We start from the raw sequence: 19,091 nt of genomic DNA, 5'->3' as shown, positions 1-19,091 counted from the left end.
TGCGTACAGCTTCTACCCCCCCCCCCCCCCCCCCCCCCCCCCCCCCCCCTCCCCCCCCCCCCCCCCCCCCCCCCCCCCCCCCCCCCACGGCGCGAACGGACTAGTCAATGCAGCATGCACTCATCTGCCCGGGAGCGGCGGCGCCGCCCTTGGGCCGCCCTCAGTGCGGCCAGAAGCTCGTCCGCCACGCGCGCGGGCCCGGGTGCGGGACCCGGCGCGCCGGAATGGTGGACGCCGGATCCGACCACTCGTTCCCACGGGCGGGTCCGCCCGGCGCGACGGCGGCGGCCGCCGCCGCGCGGGCCTGGACCACCGCGAGTGCGGCGGCCAGCTCCTCTGGGGTCGGGTTGCCCCGTACAACCTTGATCATCGGTAACGGGCCTCCTTGGCCGGGTACGGCCGGATCACAGCGGGATGTTGCCGTGCTTCTTCGGCGGCAGCGCCTCACGCTTGTTCCGCAGCGTGCGCAGCCCCCGGACGATGTGCCGACGGGTCTCCGACGGCATGATCACCGCGTCGACGTAGCCGCGCTCCGCCGCCACGTACGGGTTCAGCAGCGTGTCCTCGTACTCCCGGATCAGCTCCTGACGCCGGCTGTCCTGCGCCGCCGGGTCCTCGATCGCCGCGAGCGTACGGCGGTGCAGGATGTTGACCGCGCCCTGCGCGCCCATCACCGCGATCTGCGCGGTCGGCCACGCGAGATTGAGGTCGGCGCCCAGGTGCTTGGAGCCCATGACGTCGTACGCGCCACCGAACGCCTTACGGGTGATCACCGTGATCAGCGGAACGGTCGCCTCGGCGTACGCGTAGATCAGCTTCGCGCCGCGCCGGATGATCCCGTCGTACTCCTGGTCCGTCCCCGGCAGGAAGCCCGGCACGTCCACGAACGTCAGCACCGGAATGTTGTACGCGTCGCACGTCCGCACGAACCGCGCGGCCTTCTCGCTCGCGTTGATGTCCAGGCACCCGGCGAACTGCATCGGCTGGTTGGCGACGATGCCCACCGAATGGCCCTCGACCCGCCCGAAACCGGTCAGGATGTTCGGGGCGAACAGCGCCTGCGTCTCCAGGAACTCGTTGTCGTCCAGCACATGCTCGATGGCGGTGTGCATGTCGTAGGGCTGATTCGCCGAATCCGGGATCAGCGTGTCCAGCTCGCGATCGGTGTCCGACGTCTCCAGATCGGCCTCCTCGGGGAAGGCCGGCGGCTCGGAGAGATTGTTGGACGGCAGGTACGACAGCAGACCCTTGACGTACTCGATGGCGTCCTTCTCGTCACCCGCCATGTGGTGCGCCACACCGGAGGTGGTGTTGTGCGTCCGGGCGCCGCCCAGCTCCTCGAAGCCCACGTCCTCGCCGGTGACCGTCTTGATGACGTCCGGGCCCGTGATGAACATGTGCGAGGTCTGGTCCACCATCACGGTGAAGTCGGTGATCGCCGGGGAGTACACCGCGCCGCCCGCACACGGGCCGACGATCAGCGAAATCTGCGGCACGACACCCGAGGCGTGCACATTGCGCCGGAAGATCTCGGCGAACAGCCCCAGCGCGACGACACCCTCCTGGATGCGCGCGCCACCGCCGTCGTTGATGCCGACGACCGGGCAGCCGTTCTTCAGCGCGAAGTCCATCACCTTCACGATTTTCTCGCCGTAGACCTCGCCCAGCGACCCGCCGAAAATGGTGAAATCCTGCGAGTACACGCACACCGGGCGACCGTCGACGGTGCCGTAACCGGTCACGACGCCGTCGCCGTACGGGCGGTTCTTCTCGATCCCGAAGTTCGTCGACCGGTGCCGGGCGAACTCGTCCAGCTCGACGAACGAGCCCTCGTCCAGGAGCAGATCGATGCGCTCACGCGCCGTCAGCTTCCCTTTCGCATGCTGCTTTTCCACCGCACGGGCGGAACCGGCATGAGTGGCTTCATCGATCCGCCGCTGCAGATCCGCCAATTTGCCCGCGGTGGTGTGGATGTTTGCTTCCGGCTCGGACATCGGGATGCGGCTCCTGCTCGTCCTTGGACTGGTGCTCGTACTGAGGGTGGTACGGGTTGGCTACCGCTTCGTAGCGTATCGGCGGGACTGCTCTGCGGCACTGCGTCGTTGACCACACCTAGGCTGGTCCCATGACGCCTCAACCACCGGAAAACCGGGACAAAGACGGCCGCCCCACGGGCCCGGACGGACCGCCCGCACCGGCCGGCGCCGGCCGCTGGACCGATCTTGACCGGCCGCCGCTCGACACCGCCGCGCTGCGCCGGGCCATCCTGCGTCCCGGGACGCTGTGGACCGCCCTCGACGTGGTCGCCTCCACCGGCTCCACCAACACCGACCTCGCGGCGCGGGCCGCGGCGGGCGCGGCCGAGGGCGCCGTGCTCGTCGCCGAGGAACAGACCGCCGGCCGCGGCCGCCTCGATCGCCGCTGGTCGGCGCCCCCGCGCTCCGGGCTCTTCTTCTCCGTCCACCTCACCCCCCGCGTGCCCGTCGCGCGCTGGGGCTGGCTGCCGCTGCTCGCCGGCGTCGCCACGGCCGCGGCGATCACTCAGGCGGCGGGCCTCGACACGGCACTCAAGTGGCCCAACGACCTCCTCGTCACGGTCGACGGCGCGGAGCGGAAGGCCGGCGGCATCCTCGCCGAGCGGGCCGGGGACGGCGTCGTCATCGGCATCGGCCTCAACGTCACGCTGCGTGCCGACGAGCTGCCCGTCCCGGCGGCGGGCTCCCTCGCGTTGGCCGGCGCCCGCAACACCGACCGCGACACGCTGCTGCGGGCCGTCCTGCGGTCGCTGGAGCGCTGGTACGGCGAGTGGCAGGCGGCGGACGGCGACCCGGTGGCCAGCCGCCTCCAGGAGGCGTACGCGGCGGGCTGCGCCACGCTCGGGCGCCGCGTACGCGCCGAACTCCCCGGCGAGACGGCCCTCGTCGGCGAGGCGGTGGCCATCGACGGCGACGGCCGCCTGGTCGTGTCCGAGGAGGGGGGCGGACGGCGGGCGGTGGGGGCGGGGGACATCGTGCATCTGCGGGGGGCGGACTAGGCGGGGGCCTGGCGTGTGGGGGTTGTTCGGTGTGCGGTCGCCGGTGTCGGCCCGGCCCCGCCAGGACTTCCGTGGCATGTGAGAGTGAGCCAGAGCACACCTGCCGTATCGTTGAGGCGGTCCGCCAGGGAGCGGGCCTCGGGCGAGCAGTGATCGGAAGGGCAGTGCGCAGGGATCGGACAGGGAGCGGCCGGTGACCGCCGACGACTCGGGCGACACCCCGCGCGACGCGGACGCCGGGGACGGCGCCGCCGGCGACGTCCCCACCACAGGTGACCCCGCGCGGGCCGCCGACGAGGGCGACGACAGCATCGCGATCCGCCTCGAACAGCTCATCCTCGGCGCCGACCGCCGCTACACGCCGTTCCAGGCGGCCCGCAGCGCCGGCGTCTCCATGGACCTCGCGGGCCGCTTCTGGCGCGCCATGGGCTTCGCCGACATCGGCCAGGTCAAGGCGCTCACCGAGGCGGACGTGCTGGCGCTGCGGCGGCTGGCGGGTCTGGTGGAGGCGGGGCTGCTGAGCGAGGCGATGGCCGTGCAGGTCGCCCGTTCCACCGGCCAGACCACCGCCCGGCTCGCCGACTGGCAGATCGACTCGTTCCTGGAGGGGCTGACGGAGCCCCAGGACTCGGGCCTGACGCGTACGGAGATCACGTACCCGCTGATCGAGCTGCTGCTGCCGGAGCTGGAGGAGTTCCTCGTCTACGTCTGGCGGCGGCAGCTCGCCGCGGCCACCGGCCGGGTCGTGCAGGCGCAGGACGACGACGAGATGGTCGACCGGCGCCTGGCCGTCGGCTTCGCGGACCTGGTCGGGTTCACCCGTCTGACCCGCCGCCTGGAGGAAGAGGAGCTCGGCGAGCTGGTCGAGGCGTTCGAGACCACGGCCGCCGACCTGGTGGCGGCGCACGGCGGCCGGCTCATCAAGACGCTGGGCGACGAGGTGCTGTTCGCGGCGGACGACGCCGGCATCGCGGCGGAGATCGGGCTGCGGCTGATCGAGACGATGACGCACGACGAGACGATGCCGGAGCTGCGCGTCGGTATCGCGTTCGGGACGGTCACGACCCGGATGGGCGACGTGTTCGGGACGACCGTGAATCTGGCGAGCCGGCTGACGTCGATAGCGCCGAAGGACACGGTGCTGGTGGACGAGGCGTTCGCGGAGGAGCTGGGCCGTACGGGCGACGCGCCGGTTTCGGAGGCGGAGGCGGCGGCCGCGGAGAAGGCCGCCCGGGAGGGCACCGGCACCGCCCCGCCGTCGTACCGTTTCGCGTTGCAGCCGATGTGGCAGCGCCCGGTGCGTGGCCTCGGCGTCGTGGAGCCGTGGCTGCTCAGCCGCCGCGGCTGACGTACCGCCCTGTCGTCGCGGGCGGGCACCTGGAATGATCCCGGTCGAGGTAGGTCAACGGTCGTTAACCGGGAGGGCTGTATGCAACGGTTCGGGGAATGGGTCGGCGTGGACCGCCACGGCTTCGTGGCGGAACTGGTCATGGACCGTCCGAAGGCGATGAACGCGGTGTCGACGGAGATGGCCGACGCCCTGGCGCGGGCGTGCGCCGAGCTGGCGGCGGACGGATCGGTGCGGGCCGTGGTGCTCAGCTCCACGCACGAGCGGGCGTTCTGCGTGGGCGCCGACCTCAAGGAGCGCAATTCCTTCACCGACGCCGACCTGATGCGCCAGCGCCCGCACACCCGCGCCGCCTACACGGGCGTCCTGGAGCTGCCGATGCCGACCATCGCGGCCGTGCACGGCTTCGCGCTGGGCGGCGGTTTCGAGCTGGCGCTGGCCTGCGATCTGATCGTCGCGGACGGTACGGCGGTGGTCGGGCTGCCGGAGGTGTCGGTGGGCGTCATCCCCGGCGGTGGCGGGACCCAGTTGCTGCCCCGCAGGGTGGGCGCGGCCAGGGCGGCGGAGCTGGTGTTCACCGCGCGGCGGGTGCCGGCGGCGGAGGCGGCCGGGCTGGGGCTCGTCGACGAGTTGGTGGCGGACGGCGAGGACCGGTCCCGGGCGTTGGAGCTGGCGGCGCGGATCGCCCGTAACTCGCCGGTGGGCCTGCGGGCGGCCAAGCGCGCCATGCGGCTCGGCCACGGGCTGGATCTGCGGGCGGGGTTGGAGCTGGAGGACGGCGCGTGGCGCAGTGTGGCGTTCTCCGGGGATCGGGCGGAGGGCGTGGCGGCGTTCAACGAGAAGCGGGAACCGGACTGGCCCGGGGTGTGAGGCAGGGCCGGATGGCCCCTTCGGTGTGAGGCGGGGTGTGGGCGGCGCCGGTTGTCAGGATGACGCCCGGGTGTGGATGCGCTCCGCAAGGGGCGAATCGGGTTAAACATTCCTACGCTGTAGTACAGGGTGTGCTCACGGTGACGGAATGTGAGGGTCCGGTGACGGGCGAGGGCGATGCGAGGCTGCGGGCCGTGGTGGAGCTGGCACAGGCGATGGCGGCCGCCCACACGCCGCGCGAATCGGCGCACGCCGCGGCCCAGGGGGTGCGTCAGGCCCTGGGCGGTTCCTTCGCGGCGATCTCCAAATGGGAGCGTGAGCTGGGGAAGCTGCGGGTTCTGGTCAATGTCGGCGAACTGGCCGCGGGGGAGGAGGAGTTCCCCGAGGACGAGGCGTATCCGGTGTACGAGTTCCCGGAGATCGTCGGGTTCCTGCACGAGCGGTGGGCCGGCGGCGGCGAGCCCAACGCCTGGGTCGAGACGGCGGACGGGCCGCGCGTGGCGGCGGCCCGGAGCGCGGTGGGCCGCCGGGGCAGCGCGGCCCCGAGCGGCTTCTACAACCACCAGCGGGTGGCGGGGCTGCGCCGCCGGGGCCGCGGCTGCTGTGTCGTCGCGCCGATCGTGCTGCACGGCCGCGCCTGGGGTGAGCTGTATGTCGCGCGGCGTATCGGCGAGCCGGTCTTCGGCCGGGCCGACGCCGACTTCGCGACGGTGCTGGCCGCGGTGACGGCCGCCGGGATCGCGCAGACGGAGCGGCTGGCCGAGGCGCGCCGGCTCGCCTTCACCGACGCGCTGACCGGGCTGGCCAACCGCCGCGCGGTCGACATGCGGCTGGACGAGGCGCTGGAGCTGCACCGGCGCGACGCGGTGGTGGTGAGCCTCGTGGTGTGCGATCTGAACGGGCTGAAGCGGGTGAACGACTCGCGGGGCCACGCGGTCGGGGACCGCCTGCTGGAACGATTCGGCTCGGTGCTGTCCCTGTGCGGCGCGATCCTGCCCGGCACCCTCGCCGCGCGCCTCGGTGGGGACGAGTTCTGCCTGCTGGCGATCGGCCCGCCGTCGGACGAGGTGGTGAAGGTGGCGGGCGAACTGTGTGAGCGGGCCGGGGAGCTGGACCTCGGCGAGGGCGTCGCGGTGGGCGTCGCCTCGACCGGCGACCCCATCGGGCCGGTCTACACCGCCCGCCGGCTGTTCCGGCTGGCGGACGCCGCGCAGTACCGCGCCAAGGCGGCGCGGGCGGGCGAGCCGGTGGTCGCCGGGCGGAACGGCGGCCCGGACGACCCGGTCGTACGGTTGGCGGACACGCCGGAGCCGTCCGGCGGGCCGGAGCGCCGGCGGTTCAGGAGGTGAGGGGTTCGCCGTGCGGATCCCGTCCGGGAGCGCTGCTTCGCAGGTCGCGGGGCGGGTAAGGGGTCGCCGCGGAATCCGGTGGTGACATCCGGCGATTCAGTCTCTAGGGTGCCTGAATATGGATATGCACACTGTGGTGCTGGGGACGTCCGGCACACGCGCACAGGACGTCATCGCGGTCGCCCGCGGCACGGCCCGGATCGAGCTGTCCGAGGAAGCCCTCGCGGCCGTCGCCACCGCCCGCGCCTTCATCGACGACCTCGCCGCCAAACCGGACCCCGTGTACGGCGTCTCCACCGGCTTCGGCGCGCTGGCCGTACGCCACATCAGCCCCGAGCTGCGCGCCCAGCTCCAGCGCAACATCGTGCGCTCGCACGCGGCCGGCATGGGACCGCGCGTCGAACGCGAGGTCGTCCGCGCGCTGATGTTCCTGCGCCTGAAGACCCTGGCCTCCGGCCGCACCGGCGTCCGCCCCCTCGTCGTCGAGACCATGGCCGCCCTCCTCAACGCCGGCATCACCCCCGTCGTCCACGAGTACGGCTCCCTCGGCTGCTCCGGCGACCTCGCGCCGCTCTCGCACTGCGCGCTGGCCCTGATGGGCGAGGGCGACGCCGAGGGCCCCGACGGCGTCGTACGGCCGGCCGGCGAACTGCTCGCCGCCCACGGCATCGCCCCCGTCGAACTGCGCGAGAAGGAGGGCCTGGCCCTCCTCAACGGCACCGACGGCATGCTCGGCATGCTCGTGATGGCCTGCGCCGACCTCGCCCGGCTGTTCACCTCCGCGGACATCACCGCCGCGCTCTCCCTGGAGGCGCTGCTCGGCACGGACAAGGTCCTCGCGCCCGAGCTGCACGCCATCCGCCCGCACCCCGGCCAGGCCGCGTCGGCCGCCAACATGCTCAAGGTGCTGGCCGGTTCGGGCTTCACCGGCCACCACCAGGACGACGCGCCGCGCGTCCAGGACGCCTACTCCATCCGCTGCGCCCCCCAGGTCGCGGGCGCCGGCCGGGACACCCTCGACCACGCCCGCCTGGTCGCCGACCGCGAGCTGGCCGCCGCCGTCGACAACCCCGTGGTGCTGCCCGACGGCCGCGTGGAGTCCAACGGCAACTTCCACGGCGCGCCGGTCGCCTACGTCCTGGACTTCCTCGCCGTCGCCGCCGCCGACCTCGGTTCGATCGCGGAGCGCCGTACCGACCGCCTCCTGGACAAGAACCGCTCGCACGGGCTGCCCGCCTTCCTGGCCGGGGACCCGGGCGTCGACTCCGGGCTGATGATCGCCCAGTACACGCAGGCCGCGCTGGTCAGCGAGATGAAGCGGCTGGCGGCGCCCGCGTCGGTGGACTCCATCCCGTCCTCCGCGATGCAGGAGGACCACGTCTCGATGGGCTGGTCCGCGGCGCGCAAGCTGCGTACCGCGATCGACAACCTGACCCGGATCATCGCCGTCGAGCTGTACGCGGCCACCCGCGCCGTCGAGATGCGCGAGGGCCTGACGCCGGCGCCCGCCACCCGCGCGGTCATCGAGGCCCTGCGGGCCACGGGCGTCGAGGGGCCGGGCGGGGACCGCTTCCTCGCGCCGGACCTGGAGGGCGCGTACGCGTTCGTCCGGGCGGGCAACCTCGTCGAGGCCGTGGAGTCGGTGACCGGCGAGCTGGCCTAGGCCGGGCCCGGGCCCCGTCGGCCCGGCGCCCAGGCCATGGCCCTCAGGCGCTCGCTTCGCGGGTGCGGCGGACGGAGTAGCTGACCAGGCCGGCGCCGAGGGCCAGGCAGGCGGCGCCGCCGATGACGTACGGCGTCGTGTCCGGGCTGCCGGTGTCGGCGAGGAAGGTCTGCGGGGCGGTGGCCGCGTCCGTGCCGTCGGGCCGCGAGGTGGTGGAGCGGACGCCGGAATCACGCGTTCCGGTGCCGTCCGCCGGTCCCGCTCCGGTGTCCGCCGGACCCGGCCCGTCCGGTTCGGTGGAGGCCGCCGCGCCGGCCTGCCGCAGGGCGGCGGCGGTCGCTCCGTCGCCGCCCACGAGCGCGTTGGCGGAGGGTACGAACCACAGCGCGAGCAGCACCGATCCCGCGGCAGCGGCGGTCAGCAGCGGTCGCTGTGCGGTCACGGAGCGATCCCCCTTGTGGGTTCGGCGAATTGGCCGTTGACCGCCGATGTTAGTGACCGCCGCGGGTCGCGGGGAAGTCAGGACGCTCGGATGCCTACGCTCCATGGCATGAGCAATGGTGAGACATCACGTTTTGTGCGTCTTCATGTGGAACTCGTCATGGAGATCACCGACCCCGGCGAGCTGACCGGCGCCGCCCTCGACCACCTCGGCGGCGACCCCTCCCTCCCCGACGAGGACCGCCGCCAGTCCCTGGAGGCGGTCAAGGAGGACCCGGCGGAGGCGCTGGCCCACCTGATCGACCCCTTCGACCTCGTCACCAGCGTGCCGGGCGTCGAACTGGCGCAGGCGAGTTGGAGCAGCGAGGAGATGACCGACTACGACCCCGACGCCGAGTGGGAGGCGGCGGAGTGGGATCTGGCGGACGACTCGGAGGACGACGGCTGACCGGCGCGCGGATAGGGGTGCCCGGCGCGTCGGTGTCCGGCGTGCCGGTGTCCGGCCTGTCAGTGCCTGGCGCCCCGGTGTCCGGCGTGTCACCGGTCCCCGTGCGGCTGCCCGTCGTCCGCCGCCCCCGCACGTGACCCATACGTGGCCTTTCCCACACTTCTCCCCGGCATGGAACGGGCGAAAAGGAACAGACGTTCATAAGGCGTCGGCCGGAATGCCAGCGTCCAGTCGTCGACTCGGGGATGTTGGGAATCGGTAGCAATGGAGATGCGTGTGATGACGGACAGCAAGCGCCGCACTGGCCTCATAGCCACTGCCGCGCTGCTCGGGGGCGTACTCACGCTCGCGGCGTGCGGCGGCGGCGGTGACGGCGGCGGCGAGAGCGGCGGCAAGGCCGGGCACGCCGGGCACGCCGGGCACGAGACCTCCCAGCAGGTCGACGAGGCGGCCGCCAAGGACGCCTCGGACGCCAAGATAAGGATCGCCCCCAAGGACGGCGCGGCCAACGCCGGCATCAACAAGGACGCCAAGGTCACCGTCACCGGCGGCAAACTCACCGACGTCACGATGACCGCCGTCGAGTCCGGCCAGGCCGTCGAGGGCACCCTGTCCGCCGACGGCACCTCCTGGAAGCCCGCGGGGGCGCTGCACCGCTCGACGCAGTACAAGGTCAGCGCGCACGCGGCGGACAGCGAGGGCCGCAAGGCGGTGGAGAACTCCACCTTCACCACCGTCTCGCCCGCGAACAGCTTCATAGGCAACTTCACGCCGGAGGACGGCTCGACCGTCGGCGTCGGCATGCCGGTGTCCGTCAACTTCGACAAGCCGGTGACCGACAAGAAGGCCGTCGAGTCCGCGATCAAGGTCGCCGCGAGCAGTAACCAGCAGGTCGTCGGCCACTGGTTCGACGACAAGCGCCTCGACTTCCGCCCCCAGGAGCACTGGAAGGCGAATTCCAAGGTCACCATGAAGCTCGCGCTCGACGGCGTCGAGGCCGCGCCCGGCGTCAAGGGCATACAGAACAAGACCGTCAGCTTCAACGTCGGGCACTCCCAGGTCAGCACCGTCGACGCCAAGACCCACCAGATGACCGTGGTCCGCGACGGCGAGACGCTCAAGACCATCCCGATCTCGGCCGGCGGCGAGGAGAACCCGACCTACAACGGCGAGATGGTCATCTCCGAGAAGTTCAAGCAGACCCGGATGGACGGCTCGACGGTCGGCTTCACGAACAACGACGGCAAGGGCGAGTACGACATCCACGACGTGCCGCACGCCATGCGCCTGTCGACCTCCGGGACCTTCATCCACGGCAACTACTGGGGCAAGGGCATCTTCGGCAAGGCCAACACCAGCCACGGCTGCATCGGCATGGAGGACACCAAGGGCGCGGATGACCCCGGCACGGACGGCGCCTGGTTCTTCGACCACTCCCAGATCGGCGACATCGTCCACGTGATCAATTCCCCCGACAAGACGGTCAAGCCGGACAACGGCCTCAACGGCTGGAACATGGACTGGTCGCAGTGGGTCGCCGGCAGCGCGCTGCGGTGATGCCGCGGCCGACCGGTGGGGGCGCCCCGGACGGCCGGTAGACGCCCCGGACGGCCGGTAGGACGCTCGCCGGTGACATGACGACTGACACGACGACGCCCGGTACGCCGAATCCGGCGGGCCGGGCGTAGTCGTGCGCCCGCGTAAGGGGCGGCGCCCGCGGTCTCCGCGGCGTCCGCCCCGCCCGGCCTCCGTACAGTGAACGGGTGAGTGAACGGGTGCGTGGACGCGAGAGCGGAAAAGACCGGGGCGGGCCGCCGGCCGCCGACGAGCTGGTCGGGAGCGTGCTCGGCAGCGTTCGCTACGCGGCGGACGGCGCACCGGCCGAGGACGCCATAGAGGCCGGCGCCTCGCGTCTGGCCGCCGCACCGGAGGGCTGGGAAGCGGTGAGCGCCGCGGTCGTCGCGGCGGCCGCCGAGGGCGTACGGCAGTGCTGGGCGGGCGGCTGGCACCCCGCCGACCTGGAGCGGATCGTCCGGCGCGACGCGCCCGACGCGACGCTCGTGGCACTGATCCTCGACGCCGTCGCGGCGGAGGCAGCCCGGACACCGGCGAGGACGGCCACAGCCAGGGCATCCTCGTCCGCCTCCTCTTCCCATCACCCGCCGCGTGACGCCCGCTGGCGCGACCAACTGCGGAGCCTGGGCGCCGACGTGTGGTGGGAGAACGACCGCGCCTACCTCGACGCGCTCGCCCGCCGCCGTAGAACCACCCGCTTCGAGACCGCCTACGACGTCCTGGCGGCCCTGCGCATCCTCGCCCGGCTGCCCCGCGTCACCCCGCTGCCGACCCCTGACCCCGCGTCCGCCGCCCACCCGCACGACGCGGCCGCCTCCCGCGCCCTCGGACGTATCCGCGGCCTGCTCGCCAAGGCGGAGGCCACCGATTTCCCGGAGGAGGCGGAGGCGCTGTCCGCCAAGGCGCAGGAACTGATGGCCCGGCACAGCATCGACGAGGCGATCCTCGCCGGCGCGGGCGGCGCGCACGGCGGCCGGGCGGGCGGCCCGTCGGCGGTCCGTATCGGCATCGAGGGCCCCTATGAGCAGGCCAAGGCCCTGCTGCTGGACGCGGTCGCCGCCGCCAACCGCTGCCAGGCCGTCTGGGCCGCCGACGTCGGCTTCTCCACCGTCATCGGCTTCGCCCCCGACCTGGAGGCGGCCGAACTGCTCTACACCTCGCTGCTCCTCCAGGCCACCGCCGCGATGAACCGCGCCGCCGACGCCCACCACGCCCGCGGCCGCTCCCGCCGCACCCGCGACTTCCGCCAGACCTTCCTCGTCGCCTACGCCGACCGCATCCGCGACCGCCTCTCAGCGGCCACCGCCGCCGCCACCGACGCGGCCACCGCCGAATCCCCCACCACGGCCCCCGACCTCCTCCCGGTCCTGGCCGCCCGAGCCCTCGCCGTGGAAGAAACCACCGAATCCCTCTTCCCCCACACCACCCCGGTCCGCCTACGCGGCATCCACGACCCCGACGCCTGGCACCAGGGCACCACAGCCGCCAACCAAGCCCACCTCAAAGACAGCGCCACCTGAGAACCGGCGTCTCACAGGCACTCACCGTCCGGTGGTGTCACGCGCCAGAAGCGTGTGACGGTCTCGCGGTACCCGCGGTGCGAGGGGCGTTGGCCGGTATGCGATTCGATCCCGCGTTGGGGCGGCCGCAGTTGTACGTGCGACCACCTGAAGTCGATGTCCCGGCCGACTCGGTAGGGGAAGACGTCCACGCACTGTGGCCGGCGCTCAGGCAAGCACGCCCGCGACGATCCAAGCGCTCCTGAGCCCAACAGCCGAAGTCAGTCTCCGGCCGGAGCCACGCCTACCGGGCAACTGACGCCCGTTCCCCCGATCCCGCAGTATCCGGACGGGTTCTTGTCGAGGTACTGCTGGTGGTAGCCCTCGGCCGGGTAGAAGGGGCGGGAGGGGGTGGCGGGGAGGATTTCGGTGGTGATGTCGGAGAAGCCGGAGTTCTGGAGGACGGTGCGGTAGGCGTCGCGGGAGGCTTCGGCGGCCTGCTGTTGGGCGGGGGAGTGGGTGTAGATCGCGGAGCGGTACTGCGTGCCCACGTCGTTGCCCTGGCGGAAGCCCTGGGTGGGGTCGTGGGATTCCCAGAAGAGCTTGAGCAGGGCGGTGTACGGGATGACGGCGGGGTCGAAGACGACGCGGACGGCCTCGGTGTGGCCCGTGTGGCCGCTGCAGACCTCTTCGTAGGTGGGGTTGGGGGTGTGGCCGCCCTGGTAGCCGACGAGGGTGGTCCAGACGCCTTCGGCCTGCCAGAACTTGCGCTCGGCGCCCCAGAAGCAGCCCAGGCCGAAGTCGGCGGTCTCCAGGCCCTCGGGGTACGGGCCGAGCAGCGGGTTGCCGAGGACGGTGTGCCGCTCGGGGACGGTGAAGTCCCGTTCGGGGCGGCCCTTCAGCGCTTCCTCGGGGGTGGGGAGGTGGGTCTTGAAGCGGGAGAACAGCATCGGGATCAGGCTCCAGAGGAGAGGAGAGGCGGCTGGGCGGCTTTCGGGGAACGCGTGGGGGCCGGTGGGCATTCCGGGGGCGGAGGCGGGTGGGCCTCGCGGGCGTCGGGCCGGTGGGGCTGCCCTGCCGTCCCCTAGAAGGCGTGGCCCGGTGGTGGCGGGAAGGTGGCCGAGGTGCCGCCCATCTGTTCCCAGCCGGCGATGGCCAGGGCGCGGTACGCGGCGTACTCGGCGGCCGGGCTGCGGCCGTACGACCACGGGACGGCGCCCACGTGGCCGTCGACCAGGCGGAGCTGTTCCATCGCCTCGGCGTACCGCTCGGCGCGGACCAGGAACCAGACGAGCAGGTGACGGACGTGCGGCGCCACCGGATGGTCGGCGGGCGCCTGGCGCAGGGCGTAGTGGGCGCCCTCGATGGCGCGCTCGACGACCGCGCTCTGGTAGAGGCTGCGGACCATGTTGGCCTCGGGCAGATGCTCGTACACCGCGAACAGCGGAAGGGCCGGCAGCAGGCTCTTCTCCGGCGCCCCGGCCGCCGCCCGCCCGGCGAACGCCTCGGCCTCCTCGCGGGAGCCGTGCCACTTCTCCGACCAGTAGGGGAGCGCGGCGAGATGCGCGCCCATGTGGTGCGGCGCGCGCTGGACGACCTTGGCCCACAGCGCCTCGTAGTCGGCGCGGCGATCGCCCAGCCCACGGGCGACGGCGAGCTCGGTGAGGTACGGAACGGGGCTGCCGGGTGCCAGCAGCGCCGCCTCCCGGCAGACCGTACGCGCCTCCTCAAGGATCATGCGGAAGTCCTGCGAGCCGGGGTCGCGCAACGCTTGGACGACGAGGAACTGGGCGTGCGTCTGGGCGCCACCGGGGTCCTTCGGCGCTTCCGAACGCCAGGTGCGCAGCCAGATCCCGCCGGTCCGCGCCACTCCGTCGCCGTGCGCCGGCGCACCGGCGTGCGGCTCCTGTCCGGCCGCGTCCTGGGCCAGCTCGAACGCGGCGGCCCCGGCCAGCGTCTGCACCCGCTGCCAGCGGCGCTCCCAGTCGTCGCCGGTGGACTTCAGCAGCTCGGCGGCCGGACGCCAGTCGCGGGTACGGCGTATTTCGGCCAGCGCCTCGTCGAGTTCCCGGTCGGGGCCGGGCAGGCGTACGTCGAGTTCGTCGAGCGGCACGAAGCCGTAGCCCGCCATGGGATCGGAGGCCACCACCATCCCCCGCTGCCCCTGCTGTACGGCCCGTCGGCGTCGCATCCAGGGCAGGAAGACCAGACCGCCGAGGGCGGTGGCGGCGAGGAGAACGAGCAGAGCGTCCATGTGGTGTGTCCCGGTCGGAGATGGCGGAGCGGCGGGCGAAGACGAGGAGGTGGGCGTGGGCGGGCGGACGTGTGGGGCCGCGCCGCGGTCCCACGTATGTATCCACTATCCAGCGAACCAGAAAGTTCCGGAAAGTTCGGTTGCGCGGGCCGACTACCCTCGGCAGGCATGAGCGAACAGCGCGAGCAGCGCCACCAGCACTTCGAAACCCTTGCCATCCACGCGGGCCAGGAGCCCGATCAGGCCACCGGCGCGGTGGTGCCGCCCATCTACCAGGTCTCCACATACAAGCAGGACGGCGTCGGCGGGCTGCGCGGCGGCTACGAGTACAGCCGCAGCGCCAACCCGACCCGCACCGCCCTGGAGGAGAACCTCGCCGCCCTGGACGGCGGCCGGCGCGGCCTCGCCTTCGCCTCCGGCCTCGCCGCCGAGGACTGCCTCCTGCGCACTCTTCTGACGCCCGGCGATCACGTCGTCATCCCGAATGACGCCTACGGCGGAACGTTCCGTCTCTTCGCGAAGGTCGTCGAGCGGTGGGGCGTGGAGTGGTCGGTGGCCGACAGCTCCGACCCGCAGGCCGTCCGGGCGGCGCTGCGGCCCCGTACGAAGGCGATCTGGGTCGAGACGCCCAGCAACCCGCTCCTCGGCATCAGCGACATCGAGGCGCTGGCCGGGATCGCCCGGGAGGCCGGGGCCCGCCTCGTCGTCGACAACACCTTCGCCAGCCCCTACCTCCAGCAGCCGCTCGCCCTGGGCGCGGACGTGGTGGTCTACTCCACGACGAAGTACATGGGCGGCCACTCGGACGTCGTCGGCGGCGCACTCGTCGTCAACGACGACACCCTCGGTGACGAACTCGCCTACCACCAGAACGCGATGGGCGCGATCGCCGGCCCGTTCGACGCCTGGCTGGTGATGCGCGGCATCAAGACCCTGGCCGTGCGCATGGACCGGCACAGCGCCAACGCGGCGCGGGTCGCGGAGCTGCTGATCGCGCACCCGAAGGTGACCCGGGTCTTCTACCCGGGGCTGCCCGAGCACCCCGGCCACGAGGTCGCCGCCAAGCAGATGCGGTCGTTCGGCGGCATGGTGTCCTTCCAGGTCGCGGGCGGCGAGCAGGCGGCTGTGGACGTCTGCGACCGGGCACGGCTGTTCACCCTCGGTGAGTCGCTGGGCGGCGTGGAGTCCCTGATCGAGCACCCGGGTCGGATGACGCACGCGTCGGTCGCCGGGTCGGCGCTGGAGGTCCCCGCCGATCTGGTGCGCCTCTCGGTGGGCATCGAGGCGGTCGACGACCTGCTGGCCGACCTGACGCAGGCGCTGGGCTGATCGATCGGTTGGCTGGTCGGCGCCGGTTGTGCCGGCCAACCGGTTTCGCTGGTCCAGCGGTCGGCGGGCCCGTGATCCCGTGATCGGTCCGCCGGTCCGCTGGTCCAGCGGTCGGCAGGCCCGTGATCCGCCGGTCCACCCGGCGAGGATACGAACCGCATGACGTTGTGGGCCGGGCGAAATTTGCCACCGGGCGAAGTTTTCGTCCGGCCGACGTTGTCCCGTCGGCCGGCTTCACCACCCCTCTACGGGAGGGGTGGTGCGGGCCGGTGGGAACAGCCCGGACGGGTCCACGGCGGCCCAGGTCAGCAGGGCGGCCAGTGCCACGAGGGCGAGCAGCGAGCCGGCACGGCGCAGCAGGCGGCGGCGCGCCAGGAGCCGGCGGCCGCGTGCGGCGGCCCGTTCGGCCAGGTCGGGCGGCACGTACGGCCGTCCGGCCGCCAACATCCGCCGCACCTCGGTCTCCTTGCGGTCCGGGGCACTCATGGGGCCGCCGCTCCCGGGCACGCCGTCGGGGACGGCGCCTGTGGGCGGCCGGGCGCCGCCCGCTCCGGGCGCCGGCTGCGCATCTCGGCGACGGCGTGCAGGCACAGTGCGCGCACCCGCTCGGCGGGCAGGCCGAGTTGGGCCGCGGTCTGCTCCTCGGTCAGGCCCTCGTGGAGCCGTAGGACGAGCACCAGTCGTTCCTGGGGGGACAGCCGGTCCAGGAGGCCGCCGCGCGGGGCGCGGTGGCGCCGGGCGGTCAGCGCGTAACGCGCGGCCAGTTCCTGGCGGGCGCGTTCGTAGGGGTCGTCGCCGCGCAGCCGCGCCCAGTCGGCGTAGGTCCGGGCCAGGGCGCCGATCAGCAACTCCTCGGCGGCCGGGGCCGGTCGGGCGGCGGGTTCACCGGTCAGCAGGGTGGCGGCGTGCAGCAACCGGCCGGCCGCGCCCGCCACGAACGCCTCGAACTCCCGGGCGCCGTGCCGCTCCCGTACCCCTCGCCGCTCTCGCACCGCGCCTCCCGGCTGACGGACGGGCCACCCCATGGTCTCCTATGGCACGGCAGCGCCGCCGCCCGGTCAAGGGGCGCGGCGTGCGGGAGTGGGCGAACAGCGGCGGGAGGGGAAGCGCGCCTTCTCGGTGCGCCGCCGGCCCGTTCGTCGCTAGGACGGGTTCGACGGTCCCAGAGAGGCGGTGAGCGTGGCGAGGGAGCTGTTGAAACGGGTCAGCAGAGTGCAGAACGACTCGCGCTCCTCCTCGGACCATTCCTCCGTCACCAGGGCCATCAGCGCACGGCGCGAGGCCCGCACCTCTTCCAGGCGGGAGAGGCCGCGCTCGGAAAGCTGGAGCACCACGGCCCGGCCGTCCTCGGGGTGCGTGGCGCGGCTGACGAGCCCGGAGTCGACCAGCGGGGCGACCTGCCGGGTGACCGTGGAGGAGTCGATGCCCATGCCCGCGGCCAGCGCCTTGACGCCCATCGGACCTTCCTGGTCCAGGCGGTTGAGCAGCAGGTAGGCGGCGCGGTCCATGGAGTTGCGGGCCTGGCCGACGCCGCCGAGCCGGCTCTGTTCGGCGCGGCGGGCGAAGACGGCGACTTGGTGCTGCAGCGCGTCGAGAAGAGCGGGGTCGGTGTGGGTCGTCATGTCCGAAGAGGTGGGCATGGCCGGGTGCTCGCTTCATGGGATGCGTACGGATTGGAGGACAGAGTACGCGGACCGGGGGCGGCCCGTACCGGCGCTGCCCGATCCGATGGGGCCCCGCCCGGGGCCCGTGGACCGTCATCCGGACGGAAAGGCCCGCTCGGGGACGAACTGCGAGACTGGCGGCATGGCCGATCACACGCCGCGTACGCCGCACGAGACCTCCGCATCCGCGTCCGCCGCCGGCCCGACCGCCGCCGGGCACACCGCCGACGCCCCGAGCGCCGCCGGCCGCACCGCCGCCGACCCGATCGCTGAGATCACGGTCGAGGACGTGCGCGAGGCGCACAAGATGCTGTCCGGCGTCTCCCGGGCCACCGCCATGGAGGGCAGTCGCTACCTGTCCGGCCTGGTCGGCGCCCCCGTCCACCTCAAGTGCGAGAACCTTCAGCGCACCGGCTCCTTCAAGATCCGCGGCGCCTACGTACGCATCGCCGGCCTCTCGGCGCAGGAACGGGCGGCGGGAGTGGTCGCGGCGAGCGCGGGCAACCACGCGCAGGGCGTGGCGCTGGCGGCGTCGCTTCTGGGCGTGCGCTCGACGGTGTTCATGCCGGTCGGCGCCCCGCTGCCGAAGGTCGCCGCGACCCGTGACTACGGCGCCGAGGTGCGGCTGCACGGCCAGGTCGTGGACGAGACGCTGGCCGCCGCCCAGGAGTACGCGCGTGAGACCGGCGCGGTCTTCATCCACCCCTTCGACCACCGCGACATCATCGCCGGCCAGGGCACCGTCGGCCTGGAGATCCTCGAACAGTGCCCGGAGGTGCGCACCATCGTCGTCGGGGTCGGCGGCGGCGGGCTCGCGGCCGGCATCGCGCTGGCGGTCAAGTCCCTGCGCCCGGACGTGAGGATCATCGGGGTGCAGGCGGCGGGCGCGGCCTGCTATCCGCCGTCGCTGGCCGCCGGGCGTCCGGTGGCGATCGAGGGACTGACCACGATGGCCGACGGCATCAAGGTCGGGCGGCCCGGTGACGTGCCGTTCGGCATCGTCGGCGAGCTGGTGGACGAGATCCGTACGGTCTCCGAGGACGAGCTCTCCAGTGCGCTGCTGCTGTGCCTGGAACGGGCGAAGCTGGTGGTGGAGCCGGCCGGCGCGAGCCCGGTGGCCGCCCTGCTCTCCGCCCCGGAGTCGTTCCAGGGGCCGGTCGTCGCGGTGCTGTCCGGCGGCAACGTCGATCCGTTGCTGATGCAGCGCATCCTGCGCCACGGCATGGCCGCCGCCGGCCGCTACCTCTCGCTGCGGCTGCGGCTGACGGACCGGCCGGGGGCGCTGGCGACGCTGCTGGGGGTGCTGTCGGTCGTCGACGCCAACGTCCTGGATGTCGGCCATGTGCGTACCGATCCGCGTCTGGGGCTGACCGAGGTGGAGGTGGAGCTGCACTTGGAGACCAAGGGGCCCGGGCACTGCGCGGAGGTGCGGGCGGCGCTGCGGGAGGCGGGATACCCCGTTGTGGAGTGAGGCCGACCGGGGGTCGGTGGTGGATGCAGGGCGTGGGGGGGGGGGGGGGGGGTGGGGGGGGGTGGGGGGTGGGGGGGGGGGGGGGGGGGCCGCCCACGGCAGTACCAATAGTCGTGTGCCGCGTCGTGGCCGGAGTCGGCGTCTAA

General features: G+C 73.0%; 19 protein-coding genes. 10 read left to right on the top strand and 9 right to left on the bottom strand.

Annotation, left to right across the window (positions count from 1 at the left end):
- Window positions 1–160: 160 nt before the first annotated feature.
- The gene (locus ACZ45Z_RS10940; RefSeq protein WP_468359489.1) at window positions 161–370 is read right to left on the bottom strand and encodes an acyl-CoA carboxylase subunit epsilon; all 210 of its coding nucleotides are present in this window, start codon (window positions 368–370) and stop codon (window positions 161–163) included.
- A 34-nt stretch (window positions 371–404) separates the two neighbouring features.
- On the bottom strand, window positions 405–1,994 hold the full coding sequence (locus tag ACZ45Z_RS10935) for an acyl-CoA carboxylase subunit beta (RefSeq protein WP_468359486.1): 1,590 nt from the start codon (window positions 1,992–1,994) through the stop codon (window positions 405–407).
- A gap of 131 nt (window positions 1,995–2,125) precedes the next feature.
- Here ACZ45Z_RS10935 and ACZ45Z_RS10930 point away from each other — a divergent pair, with 131 nt between their 5' ends.
- The 5 genes from ACZ45Z_RS10930 (at window position 2,126) to hutH (ending at window position 8,264) form a co-directional block, all read left to right on the top strand.
- Window positions 2,126–3,034 (top strand): biotin--[acetyl-CoA-carboxylase] ligase, encoded by a 909-nt coding sequence (locus tag ACZ45Z_RS10930; RefSeq protein ID WP_468359483.1) that lies wholly within the window; start codon window positions 2,126–2,128, stop codon window positions 3,032–3,034.
- A 193-nt stretch (window positions 3,035–3,227) separates the two neighbouring features.
- A complete protein-coding gene (locus ACZ45Z_RS10925; protein ID WP_468359480.1) occupies window positions 3,228–4,382 on the top strand; it encodes an adenylate/guanylate cyclase domain-containing protein in 1,155 nt (384 codons plus the stop codon).
- A gap of 81 nt (window positions 4,383–4,463) precedes the next feature.
- Window positions 4,464–5,252, top strand: coding sequence for an enoyl-CoA hydratase/isomerase family protein (locus ACZ45Z_RS10920; protein ID WP_468359477.1), 789 nt, complete (start codon window positions 4,464–4,466; stop codon window positions 5,250–5,252).
- Window positions 5,253–5,467: 215 nt separating this feature from the next.
- Window positions 5,468–6,601, top strand: coding sequence for a GGDEF domain-containing protein (locus tag ACZ45Z_RS10915; protein WP_468359814.1), 1,134 nt, complete (start codon window positions 5,468–5,470; stop codon window positions 6,599–6,601).
- A gap of 118 nt (window positions 6,602–6,719) precedes the next feature.
- Window positions 6,720–8,264 carry a histidine ammonia-lyase gene (hutH, locus tag ACZ45Z_RS10910; protein ID WP_468359474.1) on the top strand — a complete coding sequence of 515 codons (1,545 nt, stop codon included), beginning with the start codon at window positions 6,720–6,722 and terminating at the stop codon, window positions 8,262–8,264.
- Window positions 8,265–8,307: 43 nt separating this feature from the next.
- Here the strand turns inward: hutH and ACZ45Z_RS10905 are convergent, their stop codons facing one another.
- Window positions 8,308–8,706, bottom strand: coding sequence for a hypothetical protein (locus ACZ45Z_RS10905; RefSeq protein ID WP_468359471.1), 399 nt, complete (start codon window positions 8,704–8,706; stop codon window positions 8,308–8,310).
- A 159-nt stretch (window positions 8,707–8,865) separates the two neighbouring features.
- Between ACZ45Z_RS10905 and ACZ45Z_RS10900 the strand changes: the two genes are divergently transcribed.
- From ACZ45Z_RS10900 to ACZ45Z_RS10890, 3 genes are all read left to right on the top strand, one after another.
- Window positions 8,866–9,153, top strand: a complete 288-nt coding sequence (locus ACZ45Z_RS10900) for a hypothetical protein (RefSeq protein ID WP_468359469.1) — start codon at window positions 8,866–8,868, stop codon at window positions 9,151–9,153.
- 279 nt (window positions 9,154–9,432) lie between these two features.
- Entirely contained in the window at window positions 9,433–10,710 is a 1,278-nt protein-coding gene (locus ACZ45Z_RS10895) for a L,D-transpeptidase (RefSeq protein ID WP_468359467.1), read from the top strand.
- A 206-nt stretch (window positions 10,711–10,916) separates the two neighbouring features.
- Entirely contained in the window at window positions 10,917–12,248 is a 1,332-nt protein-coding gene (locus ACZ45Z_RS10890) for a DUF2786 domain-containing protein (protein ID WP_468359464.1), read from the top strand.
- Window positions 12,249–12,259: 11 nt separating this feature from the next.
- Here the strand turns inward: ACZ45Z_RS10890 and ACZ45Z_RS10885 are convergent, their stop codons facing one another.
- The 3 genes from ACZ45Z_RS10885 to ACZ45Z_RS10875 all read right to left on the bottom strand — a co-directional run bounded on the left by ACZ45Z_RS10885 (window position 12,260) and on the right by ACZ45Z_RS10875 (window position 14,481).
- On the bottom strand, window positions 12,260–12,439 hold the full coding sequence (locus ACZ45Z_RS10885; protein ID WP_468359811.1) for a DUF7848 domain-containing protein: 180 nt from the start codon (window positions 12,437–12,439) through the stop codon (window positions 12,260–12,262).
- A gap of 69 nt (window positions 12,440–12,508) precedes the next feature.
- Window positions 12,509–13,177: a peptide-methionine (S)-S-oxide reductase MsrA gene (msrA, locus tag ACZ45Z_RS10880; protein WP_468359461.1), complete on the bottom strand. Its 669-nt coding sequence runs from the start codon at window positions 13,175–13,177 to the stop codon at window positions 12,509–12,511.
- A gap of 134 nt (window positions 13,178–13,311) precedes the next feature.
- Window positions 13,312–14,481, bottom strand: coding sequence for a hypothetical protein (locus ACZ45Z_RS10875; protein WP_468359457.1), 1,170 nt, complete (start codon window positions 14,479–14,481; stop codon window positions 13,312–13,314).
- 168 nt (window positions 14,482–14,649) lie between these two features.
- Between ACZ45Z_RS10875 and ACZ45Z_RS10870 the strand changes: the two genes are divergently transcribed.
- Window positions 14,650–15,810, top strand: a complete 1,161-nt coding sequence (locus ACZ45Z_RS10870) for a cystathionine gamma-synthase (protein WP_468359454.1) — start codon at window positions 14,650–14,652, stop codon at window positions 15,808–15,810.
- A 234-nt stretch (window positions 15,811–16,044) separates the two neighbouring features.
- Here ACZ45Z_RS10870 and ACZ45Z_RS10865 read toward each other — a convergent pair whose 3' ends face one another.
- From ACZ45Z_RS10865 to ACZ45Z_RS10855, 3 genes are all read right to left on the bottom strand, one after another.
- On the bottom strand, window positions 16,045–16,296 hold the full coding sequence (locus ACZ45Z_RS10865) for a hypothetical protein (RefSeq protein WP_468359451.1): 252 nt from the start codon (window positions 16,294–16,296) through the stop codon (window positions 16,045–16,047).
- Window positions 16,293–16,802 (bottom strand): sigma factor-like helix-turn-helix DNA-binding protein, encoded by a 510-nt coding sequence (locus ACZ45Z_RS10860; protein WP_468359448.1) that lies wholly within the window; start codon window positions 16,800–16,802, stop codon window positions 16,293–16,295. The genes ACZ45Z_RS10865 and ACZ45Z_RS10860 overlap by 4 nt, the downstream gene beginning before the upstream one ends.
- Window positions 16,803–16,952: 150 nt before the next feature.
- A complete protein-coding gene (locus ACZ45Z_RS10855; RefSeq protein WP_468359445.1) occupies window positions 16,953–17,450 on the bottom strand; it encodes a MarR family winged helix-turn-helix transcriptional regulator in 498 nt (165 codons plus the stop codon).
- 331 nt (window positions 17,451–17,781) lie between these two features.
- On the opposite strand from ACZ45Z_RS10855, the gene ilvA reads away from it, so the two are divergent.
- Window positions 17,782–18,945, top strand: coding sequence for a threonine ammonia-lyase (gene ilvA, locus ACZ45Z_RS10850; protein WP_468359809.1), 1,164 nt, complete (start codon window positions 17,782–17,784; stop codon window positions 18,943–18,945).
- Window positions 18,946–19,091 lie beyond the last annotated feature (146 nt).

The sequence above is a fragment of the Streptomyces sp. NPDC031210 genome (assembly GCF_055570395.1).
This window is presented reverse-complemented; position numbering and strand designations above follow the sequence as displayed.